The organism is Mycobacterium appelbergii (genome assembly GCF_032883035.1).
GTDB classification, from domain to species: domain Bacteria; phylum Actinomycetota; class Actinomycetes; order Mycobacteriales; family Mycobacteriaceae; genus Mycobacterium; species Mycobacterium appelbergii.
In genome coordinates this window covers 200,235-219,050 of the sequence record NZ_JAMQTH010000003.1, presented here as the reverse complement: position 1 = coordinate 219,050, position 18,816 = coordinate 200,235, and the positions used below count along the sequence as shown (strand labels likewise).

The window sequence follows — 18,816 nt, the reverse complement described above, 5'->3', positions numbered from 1 at the left end:
CAATTAGGTCAATGGCCGGCGGTTACGTCGTGGGCATGATGGACGACGTCGTGCAGGTGATACAGCGCGATCGACGCCACGGTGAACTCACTGCCGTTGCTGCGCAGGCCCCGTCGTGACCACCCTCCGTCGCGAACTGCGTCGTAGATGTCCGCGACACCGGAGGCCGCGTCGGACAGCTCACCGGCCACCGTGAGCGGGTCCTGGGATGCGTAGTCGTCGGCGAGCGCGGTGGCGTCCTGATCCCAGCTCGGGAACTGTGGGTCGGTCTCGGTGAGCATGAGCCGGACCCGATGCTCGAAGATGCGGTGCACGTCGCGGATGTGGCAGCCGTACTCCAGCGTCGACCATCTGCCGGCGTGGCTGCGCACGGTGACGCCAGGCTTGTGCAACCGAGGTACCCATGCTGCGGCGTCCTCACGGATACGTTGGGCAACGTCGGTGCACGTGAGGGTTGCCGCGTCGAATCCGCATTCCGGGCAGGGGCGGTCAAGCACCCAGGTCCAGTCCTTGGTGTCGGGTTCGATCGCGCTACCCAAGGTCGTTGGTGGCGAAGGTGTCGCACTTGTTCGGATCACCCGTCTGGTATCCGACGGTGAACCACTTCTGCCGCTGCTCGGAGGATCCGTGGGTCCACGCTTCGGGGTTGATCCGGCCGGTGGCCTGCTTCTGGATACGGTCGTCACCCACCGAGGATGCTGCCGAGAGCGCGTCGGCGATGTCCTTGTCGCTCAAGGGTTCCAGGAAGGGAACTCCGGTGCTTTCCTGTCTGGTGACCGACGCGTAGTGTGCCCACACTCCGGCGTAGCAATCGGCCTGCAGTTCGGTGCGCACCCCGCCACCCGTCGCGCCCTCGGGGTCCTGCTGTGCGCGGCCCAACACGCCGAGCAGATTCTGGACGTGGTGCCCGAACTCGTGGGCGACGACGTACTCCTGCGCCAACGGTCCACCACTGGAACCGAACTGGGTCTTCAGCACGTCGAAGAAATCGGTGTCGAAGTACGCGGTCTGGTCCACCGGGCAGTAGAACGGACCCACGTCGCTGGTGGCGGGGCCGCATCCGGTCTGGACCTGGCCCGTGAACAGGCGGACGTGGGGGCGTTCGTAGCCCTTGATCAGCTGGCTCCACACGCCGTCCACCGAGTTGCCGGTCGCCACGACCCGGCACTGGACGATGTCGTTGGCGTCGGCGCCGGTCTTGCACTGGCTCAAGTCGAATCCTTGGGCCTCGGCACCCTGGGTGCCCATTTGCTGCTGTTGGGGCATGATCGTGCCGGGATCGATGCCCAGGAACAGGGCCACCACGACCACCAGCAGACCGCCGAGCCCGCCGCCGATCGCCATTCCCCGGCCGGGACCACGACCCCCACCACTGCTCGAGGTGGTGCTCGTGTCGATCTGCATTCCCTCGTTGAAGGTCATCGCGTCGCTCCATCGCATTGGCCGGTAGGTCGTACTCGACAGCCCGTTCAGCTTCCCACACTACGATTCACTCGTGGCCGTCGTCGCGGAACATTCGACCATCGTCGACACTTCGCTGGGTCGGCTGCGGGGCACCGTCGAAGGCGGTGTCGGTGTCTGGCGTGGCGTCGCCTACGCCCAGCAGCCCGTGGGGGCGCGGCGCTTCGTCGCTCCGCAGCCGGTGCCACCGTGGTCGGGTGTGCTCGACGCAGTGGAGCACGGGCCTTTGCCGCCGCAGGGCCGGTCGTTCGTGGGCGGCGGCCGCGACGATCCCAATATCCGTGATGAGGCGTGCCTGACGGTGACGGTGTGGTCGCCCGATACCAGCGCCGCACTGCCGGTGATGGTGTGGATCCCCGGCGGTGCCTTCGTCTACGGCGCCGGCCAGCTGCAGCTGTACAACGGTTCGAGGCTGGCCGCCAACGGCAATGTGGTGGTCGTCAACGTCACCTATCGGCTCGGGGTGTTCGGTGGATTCGAACTCGGTGACCTCGGTGACGGCTTCGACGACAATCTGTGCCTACGTGACCAGATTGCCGCGCTGCGGTGGGTGCGCGACAACATCGCCGCATTCGGGGGAGACCCGCAGCGCGTGACGGTCTTCGGCGAGTCTGCCGGTGCGACATCGGTGTTGGCGCTGCTGGCCAGCCCCGCAGCCGCCGGGTTGTTCGCGCGCGCCATCGCGCAGAGCCCGGCGTTACCGCTCATCGCCGACCGGGAGACCCGCGCCCGTCAGGCTCACCGCTTTCTTCAGGTGCTCGGCGTCGGAGCTCAGCAGGCCAAAGTGCTGCCGCAGCGGCAGTTGCGACGCGCGGCCGGCCAGTTGCAGCTGGAAAGCGCACAACGCACGCCGACGCTGGCCTATGGGCTGACACACGGCGTCGATCTCCTGCCGTTGCACCCGATAGAGGCCGCCCGCGCCGGTGCGGTGGCCCCGGTTCCGTTGATCATCGGCACCAACAGCCATGAGGCGTCCATGTTCGCCTGGGGCAAGCCGCCGATGCTGCCGACCACCCGACCCGCCGTCCACGCGTACTTCGCCCGCACCGCGCCCGCGGTAGAGGCCCGGGTGCTCGCCGCCTACCAGGCATTCCCGCGCCGCAGTGCGCTGATCGCGATCGGCTCCGACGTCATGTTCGGTGCTCCCACATGGGCGTTCGCCGACGCTTACAGCGCGCACGCGTCAACCCACGTGTACCGGTTCGACCACACCACCTGGACGTTGCGGGCGCTTGGTCTTGGCGCCACCCACGGCAGCGAGATCGTCCACATCCAGCACAGTTATTCGTCCTATCTCGGCCGCAAAATCCACCCCCTCGGCCGGCGCGTGCAGCCGTCGGTGGGGAGGCGCATGCAGCGCACCTGGCTGGAATTCGCGACGGCCGAGGTGGCGGACTGGCCGTTCTACGACACCCACCGTCGGCAGACCCGGGTGATTCGCTCCGCCCGCGATGAGACGGTCGAGGATCCCGACGCGCTCAGGCGCGCGGCGTGGGACGGGCTGTACTGACAGGTACCGATTCGGTGGGCGACTGCGCTACCAGCGTCTTGACCGTATCCAGGACCCCAACTGTGGAGTCCGTCCCGGAAGTTGCCCCTAATGCGATCACTCGCAGAACGGCCCCACGGATCCTGTCCTCCTTGCCCAGGAAGATCGCGGTGATCGCGGTTGTCAGGTCGACGTGAAACCGGCCGTCGCATGCGGCGAGCAAGTAGCTTCGGCTCACCGGCGTCGTGTCGTCGCACCAGGGCCGCAGCCCACGGGCAAGTTCCCGCCCGAACCTCCGCATTCGGACGTGCAGGAACAACACCGCCAGGCAGCCCAACAGGTAGTCGTCCCCGGACGGTGTCGAACCGATGCCCAGTCCGATCATGGCCCGCGCCGATGCGACCGCGACTGTCAGGTCCTGCGCTGCCACGGAGGCTTGCAGACCCGCCGCGCCGGTGAGCAGCCGAGCGTGGATGGCTTTGCCGAGAACATCGACAGCCGTCTGCGTCCGAGAGAACAGCCCACCTGCGACTGCGTGACGGTCGAGAACTCTGGCTGCCGACTCCAAGCCGATCCGGACCTGTGTGGGGACCGGGTCATACGCTGCCACCCGACAGCTGAACGTGTGGCAGCCCTGCAGGTCGATGGTGACTGTTCCGAGGGCCAGATCGTCAGCACCGGTCGCCCGTACGACTTGACCCGCCCGAATCGGAGCGAAGTCGACGGCATCTGTCAGGAGCGCATTGGGTACGAGTGTCGCCCCGTCCGCAGCGACCCAGAGCAGGTCACCGCTGGCGAGACGAATGTTGACCGCGTGCCGGTAGGTGCTGTCGACCACCGCGTCACCGAACTGCCCCGTGAGGAACGGCAGCCATGTCTCGTCGGCCATCCGCGCACGTGCCAACTCCATCGGTCGGTTATTGCCCGAAACGCGTGGCGAGTTCGACGATCGCTTTCTCGAAGACCTCCATCGGGGGATGGACGAACCCTGCTCCGATCATGCCGACGCCCGGATCCTTGTGCGCCATCGCGGTGTTGATGATCGGCAGGGTGCCGGTCTCGATTACCTTGATGACGTCGATGCCGGTGGCTATCCCGCGGAAGTTGAGGACCGGGATGGTGATATGCGGATTGGTCGTTGTGGTGATCTCCAGCATGTCGCGCGAGCAGTTCATCGAATCTTCGACGGTGCCGCCGACCAGCGGAACGATCGCAGGGGACGCCGCCATCGCGAACCCGCCGATCCCGTAGGTCTCGGTGATGGCGCTGTCACCGATGTCGAGTCCGGCATCGGCTTCGCTGTACCCCGCCATCATCGGCCCGCTGATCTTCTGCGCCGGCCCGGTGAACCAACGGAACCCGTCGAAGGCCGAGACTCGCACCCCGAACTCGACGCCGTTGCGGCACATCGTCGTCACGATGCTGCTGTCGATGATGCCGTGGGCGGCATCCATCGCGTTCTTGCACAACGCCATCCACGTCGGCCCGGAGAAGTAGGTGCCTGCGTCGATGAAGTCGAACACCTGTTTCTTCTGCTCGGTCGTGAAGTGAGTTTGCAGCAGGAGCGGTGCCAGCTTCTGGAACAACAGGGCCGTCCCGGCGATGTTGCGGTTGTGCGACTCGTCGCCCATCTGCAGGGCCTGAGCGAGGAGTTCGCGCAGATCGATCTCCCCGGCGAACTGCATCGCCTCGGCGAGCATCGGGCCGAGCACGTCGCGCATCCACACCAGCCGGTCGATGACAGTCTGGTCGTTGGCGCCCATGCTGAGGATCCGCGCCAACTGCTCGGCCAGGTTGGTGTAGGAGACGTTGCCGTAGGTCTTGTTGCGCACGATCTGCATGTACATCGACGCCGAGGTGACGCCCGACATCGAGCCGACGCAGTCGTGTTGGTGGCATGGGGCGAGCGTGACCCCGCCGGACGCGGCGACCTCGGCAGCCTCCTCGACATCGGCGGCCAGACCCTCGAACACGATGGCTCCGGTGACCGCACCCCGCATCGCACCGCACATGTCTCCGAAGGCGACTGGGGGGCCAGCGTGCAGGATCGTCGTCCTGGTCATCCCTGGCACCACCTCGAGTGCGGGGCCGAAGCCGACCAGCACCGGGTGGGAGTTGACGATCCGCTCTACCGCCAGCTGGTTGGCGGCAGCAATCCGGGCGGCGTTCTCGGGTCGTTGCAGTACCGCCAGCGCATCGAGAACCTCGGGGGGGTAGCGCCGGGGCGGTGACCAGTTCACTTGTGCAGAGTGGGCATACTGCTGCTGCAGGTCGGCGTGAAAGGTGGGTATACCGACGTTGATCACCCGCAGCTGGTCCTGGAAAAGGGTGTTGGTCACGCCATGCTCTCCTGCCTCTGGGGAATGAGCTTCAATGCCTGCTCGCCGAGATCGATGACACTGGCGACGACTCGCACACCGAGGTCATCCAGCGCGCTGATTTGATCGGCCTTTCCTTGGGGGTCGGTGTCGGTGCCCAGCACATATGCGATGAACTCCAGGGTGCGGCCGGACTCGGCCGCAACCTTCCTCGCCTGTTGGATCGCGGAAACGGCAGCGGAAACAGGTGCCGGGTGCGAGCCCCGGCCGAGCTCAAAGTCGAGTGCGATCACCGCGGTTTTGGGATCGGTTGCCTCGGCAACGATCCGGCTGTTGCGCAGCGTGGGATCGATCATCGGATGTGGCCGGCCCCGGGTGAACTCATCGGCTCCGAGATCGATGAGGGTATGCCCGCGGCTGGATTCGCCGGGCGAGAGGAGGTTGGCCGGCGTCTTCGCAATGTTCGTGAACGTGTCCTCGTGGGCCGCCCGGATCACATGGAAGATTTCGTCGCAGACGGTGCCGCCACAGAACAGCCCACGGATGAATCGCTGCCCGGGCGCCCAGCCGGTGTGGATGTCGGAGTAGGGGAAGTCGTAGGAGGTGGTGTCGGTCAGTGACGGATTGCCGGTGGCCAGCCGGACTGCGGCCAGGGCGGCGTCGCGGGTGTTCGTCGCGACCGTTACCCGACCGTTGTCAACACTGCCGTCGTGCGGTGAACCGATGAAGCACACCACAACCGGCGTCGACACGGCAGTCACCGCGTCCAGCACCCGGGTCGCGACAGCATCCGCGGGCGGCTTCGACAACACGACAATCACCGCGGTGTCCGGGTCGGCGTCGAGCATGGCCAGTCCGTCGCGCATCATCACACCGCCGATGTCCTCGGAGAGGTCGCGCCCACCGACGCCGATCAACTGGCTGATCCCTGCGCCAAGGGCATCCACCCGGACACTGAGTTCCTGGCTCCCGGTGCCCGAGGCCGCGACGATCCCGATGTTCCCCGGCCGCACCGCATTCGCGAAGCACAGTCCGACGTTGTTGATGATCGCCGTCCCGCAGTCCGGGCCCATCACCAGCAGTCCGTGTTCATGGCCGAACGTCTTCAGTTCGAGTTCATCGGAGACCGACACGTTGTCGGAGAAGATCATCACGTTCTTGCCCGCGGACAGGGCCTGCCGCGCCTCGGCCGCCGCGTACTCACCGGGAACGGAGATCAGGACCATGTTCGCACCCGGTGTCTGCGCGAATGCTTCACGCGCAGTGCGGAATACACTGTCGCCCCCACCAGCCGCCTCGGTGTTGGCCCGGATGATGTCAACCTCTGCCAGGGCTCGGTCGCAGTCCGCTTCCGTTGCGCACTGGACCACCAGCACCTGGTCGCGCGACGTGGCCGCTTCGACCTCGGGAGTGAGAAGGCCGACATCACCCATGACCCCCTTGTTGAGCTCGGTGGCCATGCCGATCACCGCCTTGATGACGTAGGGCAGGTCATTGACCTTCGCGGACAGCCCCATCAGGGACATCGAATCCGCGTAAGCGTTGGTTCTCACCACTGATTTGATGTGCACGTAATGCCTTTCACTCACTTCTCGGCCGAAAGCACTTGGCCGGCGATCGTCTCGGTCTGCCCGCGGTATTCGCGCCAGCCGCCGTACTCGGTGATGTCGCGGTGGCGTTCGGCGCGGTCGCGGCGGTACAGGATGCCTGGCACGACCCGGCCGTCGGACAGTTCGACCGGCCCGCGGTAGAGCCCGTCCGGTTCGCCCTCGATGACGCGGAGCAACACGTCCAGCGGCACCTGGTACAACTCCCCGGTGATGCTGGCACCCTCGCCGTCGTCGGCCTGATACATCCCCGGGTGGACGTCATCGATGCTGTGCACCCGGTAGCCGTCGGCGGTAGCCGTCTCCTCCAGGAACTCCGCACCCGCGAGGTTGTCGTGCAGTTCCAGCCCCCGCATCAACGTGCCGTTGACGAACAGCAGGCTGTCGTCGAGTTCGGTGCGCGTGTCGTTGCGTGCGTACCAGCCGAAGCCGGCCAGGATCAGCGCCAGGAACAGGTAGCCGACGGTCACCTGAGGTGAGGCGTTGAAGCCGAACTCATAGGCGTTGATCAGCCCGATGAACGCCAGCGCTGCGGCCAGGGTGGCGGTGACGGCGGCCGCGTACATCCTGCGGTCGATCACGAAACAGGCGATGGCGCCCAGCAGGATTCCCACCAGCACGGCTCCCTGACCGAACAGCTTGAGACCGTCGTAGATCACCCCGTTGCCTGCCAGGGTGCTGATCCCGACAGTCGCGGCATCGGTGCCTGCTGCCGCGAGGGAGTTGTCGATCAGTCCGGTCGCCCATTCAGCGAGGCTCGGAACGATGGCCAACACGATGGCGGGGGCGTAGCGGCGGGGGCTGACGTCGAACGCCTGCGCCCCGATGATGAGACCGATGTAGAGCAGCATGGGGAATAACGCCTGCATCGGGAAGACCGCGAGCAGCACACCGACCATGCCGGTGAAGCAGACCACCCCGACCACCACACCCGTCGCAAGCGAATACCCGATCCGGGCGCCGACCTGTTTCCAGCCCGGATGGCCGACGTAGACCGCAGGGGGGAACGGTGAACCCAGGAAGGATCCGATGATTGCACCCAGTCCGTCGGCGGTGAGTACCTGCCGCGTCGAGTAACGGTCACCTGCGGCGGACGCCGACTCTACGTTGCTCATGGCCTCGGTGAAGTTATAGATGCCGAGCGGGATCGCCGAGGCCAGCAGCGGTGCAATGTCCTGTAGGCCGGTCGCGACATCACCGGTCGGGAAGGGTAGGTGTACTGCGATGCCGCTCAACGATTCCGACACTGCGCTGGGGTCGAGGATCCCCGACCAGCCGAGTGCGACGGCGATCCACGCGACCGCCGTCGACAGCAGTACCGCGAGCAGCCCGGCGGGTGCGCCGAACGGCATCCTGCGGCCGCCAAGCCAGCCGACCAGGATGAAAGCCAGGGCCACGAATGCCACCCACGGCGCCTGCCACATCTGCGCCGACGGTGACATCGAGATGAACGTGATCGAGATACCGGCCAGGGCGCCGAGCATCGCCGCGCGCGGGGTGATCCGGCGGATCCATGGGCCGAACAGCGCGCCGAGCAACACGATACAGCCGATGATGAACGCCCAGGCCAATCCGGCGCGCCAGGCCTTCATCGGATCCCCCGACTGCAACAGCACCGGCAGCATCACGACGAACACCACGATGAAGGTGTGCGGCACACTCGGCCCGTAGGGCAGTGCTGTCACATCAGTCCGGTTCTCCCGCTTGGCCAGACGTCTGGCCAGGATCGTGTACCAGATGTTGCCGAGCGGCAACGCGATCCCGAGTGCAGGCAGGATGCGACCGTAAACCGTCTCGGGTGGGATCTGCACGACGGTCAGGCACAGTCCGGTGAGCACCACGACATTGAGCAGTACGCCTGTGCCCAGGCCGAAGAATCCGTTCCAGTCCCCGCTTGTCCACCAGCGGACCCGCCCGAGTGTCGGCAGCGACACCGCAGGTGATGCAGTGTTGGGCTTCGTCATGATCTGCACTCCTGGGGGTCGAGGTCGGATTGGGCTATGGCGCACAATAATTCCGCGTGATCGGTGACCCAGCCGACGATTCCGCCCTGGGCCGAGATCATGGCCAGGGCCGAATCGTGGAACTCGGGAACATAGGACGCGGTGCAGTCCGACAGGACCAGGCACTCGAACCCGCGATCATTGGCCTCCCGGGTGGTGCTCTGCACGCACACCTCGGTGGTCACCCCCGTGAACACCAGGTGGGTGATCTCACGGGCGCGCAGAATCGTCTCCAGGTCGGTTGCGTAGAAGGCACCCTTACCCGGCTTGTCCACGACGACCTCGCCGGGAACCGGGGTGAGTTCGGGAATGATGTCGTGCCCGGCCGAGCCACGAACTAACAGCCGCCCCATCGGGCCGTCGGCACCGATGCGCAGCGACGGTCGGCCCCGATCGTGCTTGGCGGGGAACAGATCACTGAGGTCTGGTCGGTGACCTTCGCGGGTGTGCACCACCGGCCAGCCATGCGCACGGAAACGCGCCAGCACTGCCGCGGTCGGCGCGATCGCGCTGCGCAGCCGTATCACGTCGTTGCCGAGCGACTCGCCGAAACCGCCGGGTTCCAGGAAGTCACGCTGGAAGTCGATGCACATCAGTGCCGTCCGCCCCGCTGGGAAGATGAACGGATATGGTTGAGCCGCAACAGATATCATGGCATCGACTGCCTGACGACGTGCGTGCCTGCGGTGCCCGCCAGGGCTTCCCGCAGGAGTGGCAGGGAGGTGATGATCGCCTCTGTGCCGCCATCGTCGAGGAACTGCAGGGCCGACTCCACCTTGGGGCCCATTGACCCGGCCGGGAACTCGCCCGCGTCCAGGTACTTGCGGGCCTCCTCGGCGGTGATCCTGCCCAACGCGTGCTGGACCGGGGTGCCGTACCCGACATACACCTGGTCGACGCCGGTGACCAGGACCAGCACCTCGATGCCCACGGTGGCGGCGAGGACGGCTGACGCGCGGTCCTTGTCGATAACGGCATCGGCGCTGCGCCAGCCGCTTTCGCCGCGTACGACGGGTACGCCACCGCCGCCGCAGGCGATGACGACGGCACCCGCCGCGGTCAGCGTGCGGACGTGTTCGGCCTCCAGGATCGCCTGGGGTCGCGGGCTTGCCACGACGCGGCGATAGACGCCGGGTGAGGTCTCGCTGACCGTCCACCCCTCCTCGGCGGTGCGCCGTTGGGCGACCGCCATTGTCATCTGGGAACCGATGGGTTTCGTCGGGAGCGCGAATGCCGGGTCGTCCGCGTCGACCTGGGCGTGTGTTATCAGCGCGGCTGCGCGTGCCTTCAAACCCCGGCGATGCAGAGCACTGTCGATCGCGGTCGCGATGATGTGCCCGATTCCGCCCTGCGAATCGGCGACGGCCAGCCACAGCGGCAGATCCGGCAACCCCTCGATGGTGGCCTCGGGCGCGATCAACTCGCCGCGGCGCAGGATGAACCCGACCTGCGGGCCGTTGCCGTGACTGACCACCACCGTCCAGCCCTCGACGATCAGTTCGGCGATTTGCTCGGCGAACTGAACCGCACGCTCCTGCTGCCGCGGAATTGATCCGGGCTCACCGTCGAGGACCAGGGCGTTGCCGCCGATGGCGATAAGCGCGACGCGTTTCATCGCAGCATGTCTCACGACCGACCAGCTTCCGGTGCCAGCGAAACGATGGCGGCGGTGAACACCGCGCTTGGCGCCGTGACGATCCCTGCGCCGATCTGACCCACTCCGGCCTCGCGGTGAGCGATACCGGTGTTGATCACCGGAAGGACACCGGTATCAAGGACTTTGAGGACATCGATGCCGCTCGGCGAGCCAGCGAAGTTCGCCGGCGGCAGAGGATAGGCGGGGTGCGGGCCCAGCGTGATTCGCCGCATCGACCTGGTCATTTCCTGCGCGTCGGCGGGGGTGCCGCCGACGAACTGGGTGATGGCCGGTGAGGCGGCCATCGCGAAGCCGCCGAGACCCAGGGTCTCGGTGATGGCAGAGTCACCGAGATCGGGGTTGGCGTCGTCGATGCCGTAGCCGGGGAAGAACAGTCCGTCCGCTGGACCGACTGGTGCGGTGAACCACCGGTCACCGGTGCCGGCCATCCGTAATCCGAACTCGACACCGTTGCGGCACATCGCCGTGACCAGTGTTGAGCCGGGCCATCCGACCGCGGCGTCCATCGCCAGCTTCGCCGAGGCCATCGACAGGTTGAGCGCGAAGTGATCGTTTCCTGCCAGAAACCGGAGCACTTCGGCTCCGGAGGGCAGGCCCGCCAAGGCCGGTGCCAGCCGCCGGGTCAGCAAGCTCGTTGCGGCGACATTGCGGTTGTGCCCCTCATCGCCCATCGCGAGGGCCTGACCGATCAGGGACGTCACATCGACCGGACCGTCTGCGGCCAGGGCCCGGTCCAACGTCGGACCCAGGACCTCCCGCATCCAGGCCAGTCGGTAGAGGACCGCGTTGTCGAAGGCGCCATACCGGAGGACCTTGCCGAGGCCCTCGTTGAGGGTGGCGAAAGCGGTCCGCCCGGCGTCCTCCACGACCAGAACGGGCATCGACGGTGAGATGACCCCGGCCATCGGCCCGACAGCGCCGTGCTGATGGCATGGGGCGACAGTGATCTCGCCACCGCGCAGCATGGCGTTGGCCTGTATGGAGTCGTTCGCCCATCCCTCGTGGATCGCCGCGCCGACGAGGGCACCCAGCATGGGCCCGCACATCCGGGCGATCTCGATCGGCGGCCCGGCGTGCAGCAGGGCTCGTCCCGCAGCCAGGGCCGGTATCTCGGCATGGGCGGAACGGATCCGGATCAGTTGAGGTCGCGTGTCGTGGACGGCGACGATAGCCGCCCGGTTGGCGGCATGCGTCGCCGCGGTGTCCAACGCGAGCATGGCGCGGGCTGCGGCAAGGTCCCCGAATGCCGGTGGTCGCCAATCGAGTTGTAGGACGTCCTCGGGTACGAGGCTCTGCACTATGAGTGGGAGCCCCGCGTTGAGTACCCTTACGCCGCCGGTGATCATGCGAGTTCCCGCACAGTTGCGGCCAGCAAGGCGACGGCATGGCGGGCGGCCATGGCATTTGAATCATGAAGCACCACACCCGCATCACGCAGGATGCGGCGTTGGCCGTCGATTCCCTGGGGATCGTCGCGGGTACCGCAGACCGAACCGATTACGATGAGGGTGCGACTGTCGGCGGAGGCGATGCCGCGCGCCCGGTGCACCGCGGCGGCCAGGGGAGTGGCCGGATCTGCGGCCGCACCGTGGCCGAGGACGACGTCGACCAGAAGTATCCCGATGTCGTGTCGTTCCGCTGCGGCGATGATCCGGTCGGTGCGCCCGGATGGGTCGATCATCGGATGCGGGCGCCCTGCGGTGTGTTCATCGCCGCCCAGGTCGATGACTTCGGCAGGCACACCGGCCCGGCTGAGAATGAATCCAGCCTCGGCCGCCAGTGTTCCGCCGGTGTACAGGCCGAGTACGCCGCGGGGAGTGTTCTCCGGTATCGACACGGGCACGTCATCGGTGAGATCCAGTGAGGTGCCCAGCAACTCGGCCGCCGCTTGTGCGCCACCTTCCAGCGTGCCGCGCACCCGGACGGGTCCGTCGTCGTCGGGAACCCCCAACAGGCACGCCACGGAAGGTTTGCCGAGCGCAGCGAGCTGGGCCAGAATCTGTTCTGCCACTTGGGGTGCGGGCGGCTTGGATACCAGCACCACGACTTCGGTGCGGGGATCGTCGCGAAGCAGATCCACGGCATGCGCGCTCATCAGGCCGCCGACCTCCGCGGTGAGGTCACGGCCGCCGACACCGATGAGCTGTGAGGTGCCGCAGCCGACGGCGTCGAGCAGACACGAGACCTCCTGTGCTCCGGTGCCCGATGCGGCGACGATAGAAACCGGCCCAGGCCGGACGGCGTTGGCGAATCCGAGCGCAACGCCGTCGATGATGGCGGTGCCGCAGTCCGGGCCCATCATCAACAGACCTGATTCGAGCGCCAGCTTCTTCAGGCGCACCTCGTCGCACAGCGTCACGTTGTCGGAGAAGCAGAACACGTGCAGGCCGCGGCGCAGCGCCTGTTCGGCGACAACGGGCGCGTAGGTGCCGGGTGTGGACACTGCCGCGATTGTGAGATCCGTCCGATGGGCGACGGCCTCGGACACCGTGCGCGGGACGGTGGAATGTGCCGGCGTCTCACCATGATCGACGCCGTGCAGCCCGTTCTGCACAGTCTCCAGCGCCCGTGCCGCCGCGGCCGCGTCATCGGCACGGACGACGATGACGAGATCGTCGGGCGCGGCATCGACGTGCGGCGGGAGCATGTCGGACTGAGTCAGGACCTGCATGTTCGCCGGCGTGCCGAGCACTGCGCCGACCCGTGTCACGCCAGGCAGCCTCTCAGCCGAGGCGGCCAGCGCCATCAGCGTGACGGAGTCCCGGTACAGACGTGGCAGCACCAGGAAATCCGTGACCGTCATGCCTGAACCCAGGACGCGGGAGGCGGCGCGAGCTGTCCGAGATGGACGGGTGTACCGATACAAATAATTGCGTGGTGGCGAGTGGAACCCTGTCCAAAAGCGCCTGACATGCTGTGAACTGTAAGTGCGGCAGGCCGCCGAACGCAGCGTCCAGATCGGCAAACGATTTCGACAGACGATGTCCTAATCGGACAAGGAGCGCGAGATAAGTAACGTCACGGTGAACGACCTGCTGACCTTGCCCGCGCTGCAGGGCGCCTTCGTCTTCGGCGGCGCCGGCGGACTGGACAGAAGCGTGACCGGCGTGAACGTCATGGAAGTTCCCGATATCGAGGCGTATGTCGCGCCGGGGGAGCTGTTGCTCACCAGCGCCTACCCGGTGCGTGAACATCCCGAGCGGCTCGTCGAGATGCTGGCCACGCTGACCGAACGCGGCCTGGCCGCGTTGGCGATTACCCCGGTGCGCTATCTCGGCCATCTTCCCGACCGGCTCAGCGAGGAGGCAGACCGGCTGGGCTTCCCGGTCATAGTGCTGCCCGACGGGACATCGTTCAAACAGATCATCGGCGCGGTGCTGGCGGTGGTACTTGCCGACTACGACGCCGAACCTATTGGTGCGGAGGCGATCCGCGAGCGTCTCACCGGTGTCGCCCTCGCGGGCGGCGGCCTGGAGGAGATCGCCCGGACCCTGGCCGGCGCGCTGGATCGTAAGGTCCTCATCGTCGACGAGGCCGGACAACCTCTCGGACACGCCACTCCTGACGGGGACGGAGACACGTTGGCCGGCGCGACCCTGGATCCGACTGAACCCTCGACCCCGTGGATCTTTCCGATCACTGTCGCTGGAACCCCGCGAGGCCGGATCCTCGTCGACGGCGACTCCGAGCCCAGTCTCGGCCAACGTCGGCTGATCCGGCAGTCCTGCTTCGCCGCCGGTATGCACGTCGCGCAGGTACTGGCCGGAGTGGAGCTGGACCGACGGCTACGGGTGCTGTTTCTCGAAGAACTCGTCTCGGGCAGCAGCTTCGACGAACCCACCCTGCAGCAACGCACCAGGTTGTTCGGATGGGATCTGGCTGGTCAGCGGGTGATCCTGCTGACCCGCTGCTCCGGCGAGCTCACCGACGCGGCCGTGCAGAAGGCGGCCAGCGCCGCCCTGCCGAACGGTTCGCTGGCGTGGCCGCGGGGCGGTGAGGTCGTCGCGCTCGTCGCACTGCCCGACGTCGCTCCGCACTATTACATGGACCTGCTCGCGGCCCGTTGGCGCGCCGCGTTGGTGGACGTCGGCGCGACCGACGTCACGGTGGCGGTGGGATCGGCGGCCGATAACCCGGCACAACTCGCCGCGAGCCACAGCACCGCCCGCGACGCACTCCGAATCGCCGTCCACACTGAGATGCAGACCGCCCGCTTCGACGAACTTGAACTCGAGCGGCTGCTTCTCGCCGTACCCCGCGCCATGCTGGTCGACTTCGTCGATCGAAACGTCGGCGCCCTCGTCGGGCAGGACCAGCGCGACTCCTCCGATCTATGCCTGACTCTCGAGGCATATCTCGGGTACGGCAATGCCGCCGAGGCAGCGCGCACGATGTACATCCACTACAACACGATGAAGCACCGGCTGGCCCGGATTTCCGAGCTCACCGGCGCCGATCTACACGATCCGCGGACCCGCCTGACGTTGGCCATGGCCATGCAGATCCGCAATCTGCTCTGAGAGCGGCCTGTACTAGTCGGCGGTGGCGTATTGAGCGTCGGTGTAGCGGCGGAGATTATGCAGGAAACGCTGGAACAACCACGCCATCACGGGTTGGCCCAGCGTCATGCCGATCCGGCCCGCGATTCCGCTGGGCTTCATCGCCATCACCCAGGTCAGGTGACACCCGTCCACGGTGGGGACGACGCGGTAGTCCTCGGCGAACGCCGAGATGGCGTCGGACGTGCTGGTGTTGAATCGGAAGGCCATGTGGGAGAACGGCTCCCACGCCAGAAATTCCTCATCGCCGACAATGTTCCCGCGCATGCTGACGGTGCGGGTGGTGCCGATGCCGCGCGGTTCCGGACTGGTCCACTCCACCTTGGTGATCACCGTCGCCCAGTGTGGCCATGATGTCTCGTCGGCGAGCACCTCGAACAGTTGCTCAGGGGTGATCGCGAGGTCGACCGTGCTGACGAAGCGGAACGGCGCATGGGTGATGAAGTCCAAATCGACGCGCTCACACTCGTATGTCCGGGCCATGAGTAGACACCCTAGGTCAGGGTGTCTACTGGAAACTCATCCCGGCCCGTCGCCGGCCGCCGCCAGGAGCGGCACCACCACATCGCTGATCGGGGTGGGCAGTCCGTGCGCTGCTGCTTTACGGCGGATCACCCCGTTGCGGATATCCCATTCCAGCGGCCGACCCGCTTGCCGATCGGCCAGGATCGACGTGCCCATATCCGGAGAAATCCCGGCGAGCAGACCGGTGATCTTGTCGACGTCGGCGTCACGCAGGTCGGCCCCGTCGGCCCGACCCACGGCAGCGCATTCGACGAGATAGTCGCGGGCAAGCGCGGCGACGTCGTCGCGGTGGAACATCCCTGCGCGCCGCCCGGTCAGGACCAGCAGCCCGAACACCGCGTTGAGCAGTAGTTTGCGCCACGCCTCGGTCAGGTAGTCGGGGTCGGTCTGCACCGTCAACCCCGGCACGCTCAACAGTCGCACCAGGGTGCGGGCCGCGTCCGTCTCGGGCAGCACGATGCGGACGTCGGTGCGAAGCCAGATCCACCCCTGGGGCTGGGTCTCGGCGGAGAACCAGATCACCGCGGGGACCACCGCCGCAGAAGGGCAGTACGGTCTCAGGCGTTCGACCTGCTCCACGCCGTTCTGCAAGGCGCAGACCACGGTGTTCTCATCGCACAGCCGGCTCAGCCATCCGGCAGCCTGGGCGTACTGGGTGTCTTTGACGGCCAGTAGCACCACGTCGACGGGGCCGTCGACCGTCGCCGGATCGGTGTGCACCGGCCCGGGCACCACGATCGGATCATGGTCGTCGGGCCGCACCTCGACGGACTCGCGAGCGGTGCGACCGCACAGCAGCACCGGATGGCCCGCGGCATGCAACAGTGCGGCGACGGTCGATCCGATCGCACCCGGACCGATGACGGCGATGGGGGAGTTCACTATCGCCAAGTTACCGGCGATCTGGACCCCTCTACACTTGGCATTCGTTCCATACCTCGGTCACAAGGAGTTTTCGTGCTGCGCAGTCATGCCGCCGGTTCGTTGCGGTCCGCCGATGCCGGTCAGACGGTAACGCTGGCGGGATGGGTGGCACGACGCCGTGACCACGGAGGCGTGATCTTCATCGATCTGCGCGACGCGTCGGGGGTGTCGCAGGTGGTGTTCCGCGACGCGGCCGTGCTCGAGCAGGCACACCGGCTGCGCGCCGAATTCTGCGTGGCCGTGACCGGGGTCGTCGAGGTCCGTCCGGAAGGAAACGCCAACGCGGAGATCGCCACCGGGGAGATCGAGGTCAACGCGAACTCGCTGACGGTGCTGGGAGAGAGTGCCCCCCTGCCCTTCCAGCTCGACGAGACCGCGGGCGAAGAAGCGCGCCTGAAGTACCGTTACCTCGATCTGCGCCGCGAAGGGCCCGGTAACGCAATCCGCTTGCGCTCCAAGGTCAATGCCGCTGCCCGCGGAGTGTTGGCGGCGCACGATTTCGTCGAGATCGAAACCCCGACGATGACGCGGTCGACGCCCGAAGGCGCACGCGACTTCCTGGTGCCCGCCCGGCTGCAGCCGGGGTCGTTCTATGCCCTGCCGCAGAGTCCCCAGTTGTTCAAGCAGTTGCTCATGGTTGCCGGGATGGAGCGCTACTACCAGATCGCCCGGTGCTATCGGGATGAGGATTTCCGCGCGGACCGCCAGCCGGAGTTCACCCAGCTGGACATGGAGATGAGCTTCGTCGACGCCGACGATGTCATCGCAATCTCCGAGGAGGTGCTGCGGGCGGTCTGGTCCACGATCGGTTATGACCTGCCGACCCCGCTGCCCCGGATCAATTACGCCGATGCCATGCGTCGGTTCGGTTCCGACAAGCCCGATCTGCGCTTCGAACTGGAACTTGTCGAATGCACCGAGTATTTCAAGGACACGACCTTCCGGGTGTTCCAGGCGCCGTACGTGGGCGCACTCGTCATGCCCGGCGGTGCATCGCAACCGCGGCGCACGCTGGATGGCTGGCAGGAGTTCGCCAAGCAGCGCGGACACAAGGGTCTGGCCTACGTGCTGGTGGGCGAGGATGGCACGCTGGGCGGCCCGGTGGCCAAGAACCTCACCGATGCCGAGCGGGACGGCCTGGCCGCGCATGTCGGCGCCAAGCCGGGCGATTGCGTGTTCTTCGCGGCGGGCCCGGCGCGGTCCGCTCGCGCGCTGCTGGGCGCCACCCGTATCGAGATCGCCAAGCGCCTGGACCTGATCGACCCGAACGCATGGGCGTTCACCTGGGTGGTGGACTTCCCGATGTTCGAGACGGCCGACGAGGCGGTGGCCTCCGGCGACGTCGCGGTGGGATCGGGTGCCTGGACAGCCGTGCACCATGCCTTCACCGCGCCGAAGCCCGAATCGGAGGGCACCTTCGACACCGACCCGGGCAATGCGCTGTCCGATGCCTACGACATCGTCTGCAACGGCAACGAGATCGGCGGCGGATCGATCCGTATCCATCGTCGCGACATTCAGGAGCGGGTGTTCGCGATGATGGGCATCGACCACGACGAGGCTCAGGACAAGTTCGGATTCCTCTTGGACGCCTTCGCCTTTGGTGCTCCTCCGCACGGCGGCATCGCGTTCGGCTGGGACCGCATCGCGGCGCTGCTGGCCGGCGTGGACTCGATCCGAGAGGTCATCGCGTTCCCGAAGTCAGGTGGCGGCGTGGACCCGCTGACCGACGCGCCTGCACCGATCACTGCGCAGCAGCGCAAGGAATCGGGAATAGATGCGAAGCCGGAGAAGCTCCAGAAGGCGTGACTGAAATCGATTTCCACGCGATGAACCGCGACGTCGTGGCGGAGTTCCGGGCCAACGACGGCAAGGTCGGCGGACCGTTGTTCGAGAACACCGACATCGTGTTGCTGCACAACACGGGTGCGAAGTCCGGCGAATCCCGGCTGAACCCCCTGGCGGCGTTCACCATCGATGGTCGGCTCCTCATCGTGGGGTCCAAGGGCGGCGCACCGAACGACCCGGCCTGGGTACACAACCTGCGTGCGCATCCTGATGTGCACGTGGAGATCGGCACCGACTTCTACGACGCCACCGCCCACGAGCTTCCGCGCGCCGAGCGCGATCCGCTCTACGAGAAGATCGCGGCGCAGGCACCGAATTTCGGCGAGTACCAGGCCAAGACCGACCGCGTCATCCCGCTTTTCGAGCTGAAGCGCATACGCGCGGACACCCCACAGGAATAGACGTCGCGATCGAGAGGCTGGTCC

16 protein-coding genes are annotated in these 18,816 nt (G+C 66.6%); 4 read left to right on the top strand and 12 right to left on the bottom strand.

The features are described 5' to 3' along the window. Positions 1–8 precede the first annotated feature (8 nt). Both M1247_RS08325 and ypfJ read right to left on the bottom strand, forming a co-directional pair. Positions 9–539: a DinB family protein gene (locus tag M1247_RS08325; RefSeq protein WP_317155816.1), complete on the bottom strand. Its 531-nt coding sequence runs from the start codon at positions 537–539 to the stop codon at positions 9–11. After that, positions 532–1,422: a KPN_02809 family neutral zinc metallopeptidase gene (gene ypfJ, locus M1247_RS08320; protein WP_317155815.1), complete on the bottom strand. Its 891-nt coding sequence runs from the start codon at positions 1,420–1,422 to the stop codon at positions 532–534. Before ypfJ ends, M1247_RS08325 begins: the two co-directional genes overlap by 8 nt. Positions 1,423–1,495: 73 nt before the next feature. On the opposite strand from ypfJ, the gene M1247_RS08315 reads away from it, so the two are divergent. Then, positions 1,496–2,971 (top strand): carboxylesterase/lipase family protein, encoded by a 1,476-nt coding sequence (locus M1247_RS08315; RefSeq protein WP_317155814.1) that lies wholly within the window; start codon positions 1,496–1,498, stop codon positions 2,969–2,971. On the opposite strand, the gene M1247_RS08310 is transcribed toward M1247_RS08315, so the two are convergent. From M1247_RS08310 to M1247_RS08275, 8 genes are read right to left on the bottom strand one after another with little or no spacing between them, the layout of a single operon-like run. Further along, the gene (locus tag M1247_RS08310; protein WP_317155813.1) at positions 2,940–3,860 is read right to left on the bottom strand and encodes an oxamate carbamoyltransferase subunit AllH family protein; all 921 of its coding nucleotides are present in this window, start codon (positions 3,858–3,860) and stop codon (positions 2,940–2,942) included. The genes M1247_RS08315 and M1247_RS08310 overlap by 32 nt on opposite strands. A gap of 7 nt (positions 3,861–3,867) precedes the next feature. After that, entirely contained in the window at positions 3,868–5,289 is a 1,422-nt protein-coding gene (locus tag M1247_RS08305; protein ID WP_317155812.1) for a YlbE family protein, read from the bottom strand. Next, complete coding sequence (gene fdrA / locus M1247_RS08300; protein ID WP_317155811.1) at positions 5,286–6,821, bottom strand: acyl-CoA synthetase FdrA; 1,536 nt, start codon at positions 6,819–6,821, stop codon at positions 5,286–5,288. The genes M1247_RS08305 and fdrA overlap by 4 nt, the downstream gene beginning before the upstream one ends. Positions 6,822–6,853: 32 nt before the next feature. Continuing rightward, entirely contained in the window at positions 6,854–8,839 is a 1,986-nt protein-coding gene (locus M1247_RS08295; protein WP_317155810.1) for an allophanate hydrolase-related protein, read from the bottom strand. Continuing rightward, positions 8,836–9,471, bottom strand: coding sequence for a cysteine hydrolase family protein (locus M1247_RS08290; protein WP_410506835.1), 636 nt, complete (start codon positions 9,469–9,471; stop codon positions 8,836–8,838). Before M1247_RS08290 ends, M1247_RS08295 begins: the two co-directional genes overlap by 4 nt. 56 nt (positions 9,472–9,527) lie before the next feature. Further along, complete coding sequence (locus M1247_RS08285) at positions 9,528–10,508, bottom strand: carbamate kinase (RefSeq protein WP_317155808.1); 981 nt, start codon at positions 10,506–10,508, stop codon at positions 9,528–9,530. Further along, positions 10,505–11,881 carry a YlbE family protein gene (locus tag M1247_RS08280; protein ID WP_317155807.1) on the bottom strand — a complete coding sequence of 459 codons (1,377 nt, stop codon included), beginning with the start codon at positions 11,879–11,881 and terminating at the stop codon, positions 10,505–10,507. Before M1247_RS08280 ends, M1247_RS08285 begins: the two co-directional genes overlap by 4 nt. Beyond that, positions 11,878–13,338, bottom strand: coding sequence for an AllF/FdrA family protein (locus tag M1247_RS08275; protein ID WP_317155806.1), 1,461 nt, complete (start codon positions 13,336–13,338; stop codon positions 11,878–11,880). The genes M1247_RS08280 and M1247_RS08275 overlap by 4 nt, the downstream gene beginning before the upstream one ends. Before the next feature lie 220 nt (positions 13,339–13,558). Between M1247_RS08275 and M1247_RS08270 the strand changes: the two genes are divergently transcribed. Then, positions 13,559–15,055 carry a PucR family transcriptional regulator gene (locus tag M1247_RS08270; protein ID WP_317155805.1) on the top strand — a complete coding sequence of 499 codons (1,497 nt, stop codon included), beginning with the start codon at positions 13,559–13,561 and terminating at the stop codon, positions 15,053–15,055. 12 nt (positions 15,056–15,067) lie between these two features. On the opposite strand, the gene M1247_RS08265 is transcribed toward M1247_RS08270, so the two are convergent. Together M1247_RS08265 and M1247_RS08260 are read right to left on the bottom strand one after the other, a co-directional pair. Next, entirely contained in the window at positions 15,068–15,577 is a 510-nt protein-coding gene (locus M1247_RS08265; RefSeq protein WP_317155804.1) for an SRPBCC family protein, read from the bottom strand. 36 nt (positions 15,578–15,613) lie between these two features. Continuing rightward, positions 15,614–16,501, bottom strand: coding sequence for an oxidoreductase (locus M1247_RS08260; RefSeq protein ID WP_317155803.1), 888 nt, complete (start codon positions 16,499–16,501; stop codon positions 15,614–15,616). Positions 16,502–16,576: 75 nt separating this feature from the next. On the opposite strand from M1247_RS08260, the gene aspS reads away from it, so the two are divergent. Beyond that, a complete protein-coding gene (gene aspS / locus M1247_RS08255) occupies positions 16,577–18,352 on the top strand; it encodes an aspartate--tRNA ligase (RefSeq protein WP_317155802.1) in 1,776 nt (591 codons plus the stop codon). 20 nt (positions 18,353–18,372) lie between these two features. Continuing rightward, positions 18,373–18,792, top strand: coding sequence for a nitroreductase family deazaflavin-dependent oxidoreductase (locus M1247_RS08250; RefSeq protein ID WP_317156166.1), 420 nt, complete (start codon positions 18,373–18,375; stop codon positions 18,790–18,792). The last annotated feature ends 24 nt before the right edge of the window (positions 18,793–18,816 follow it).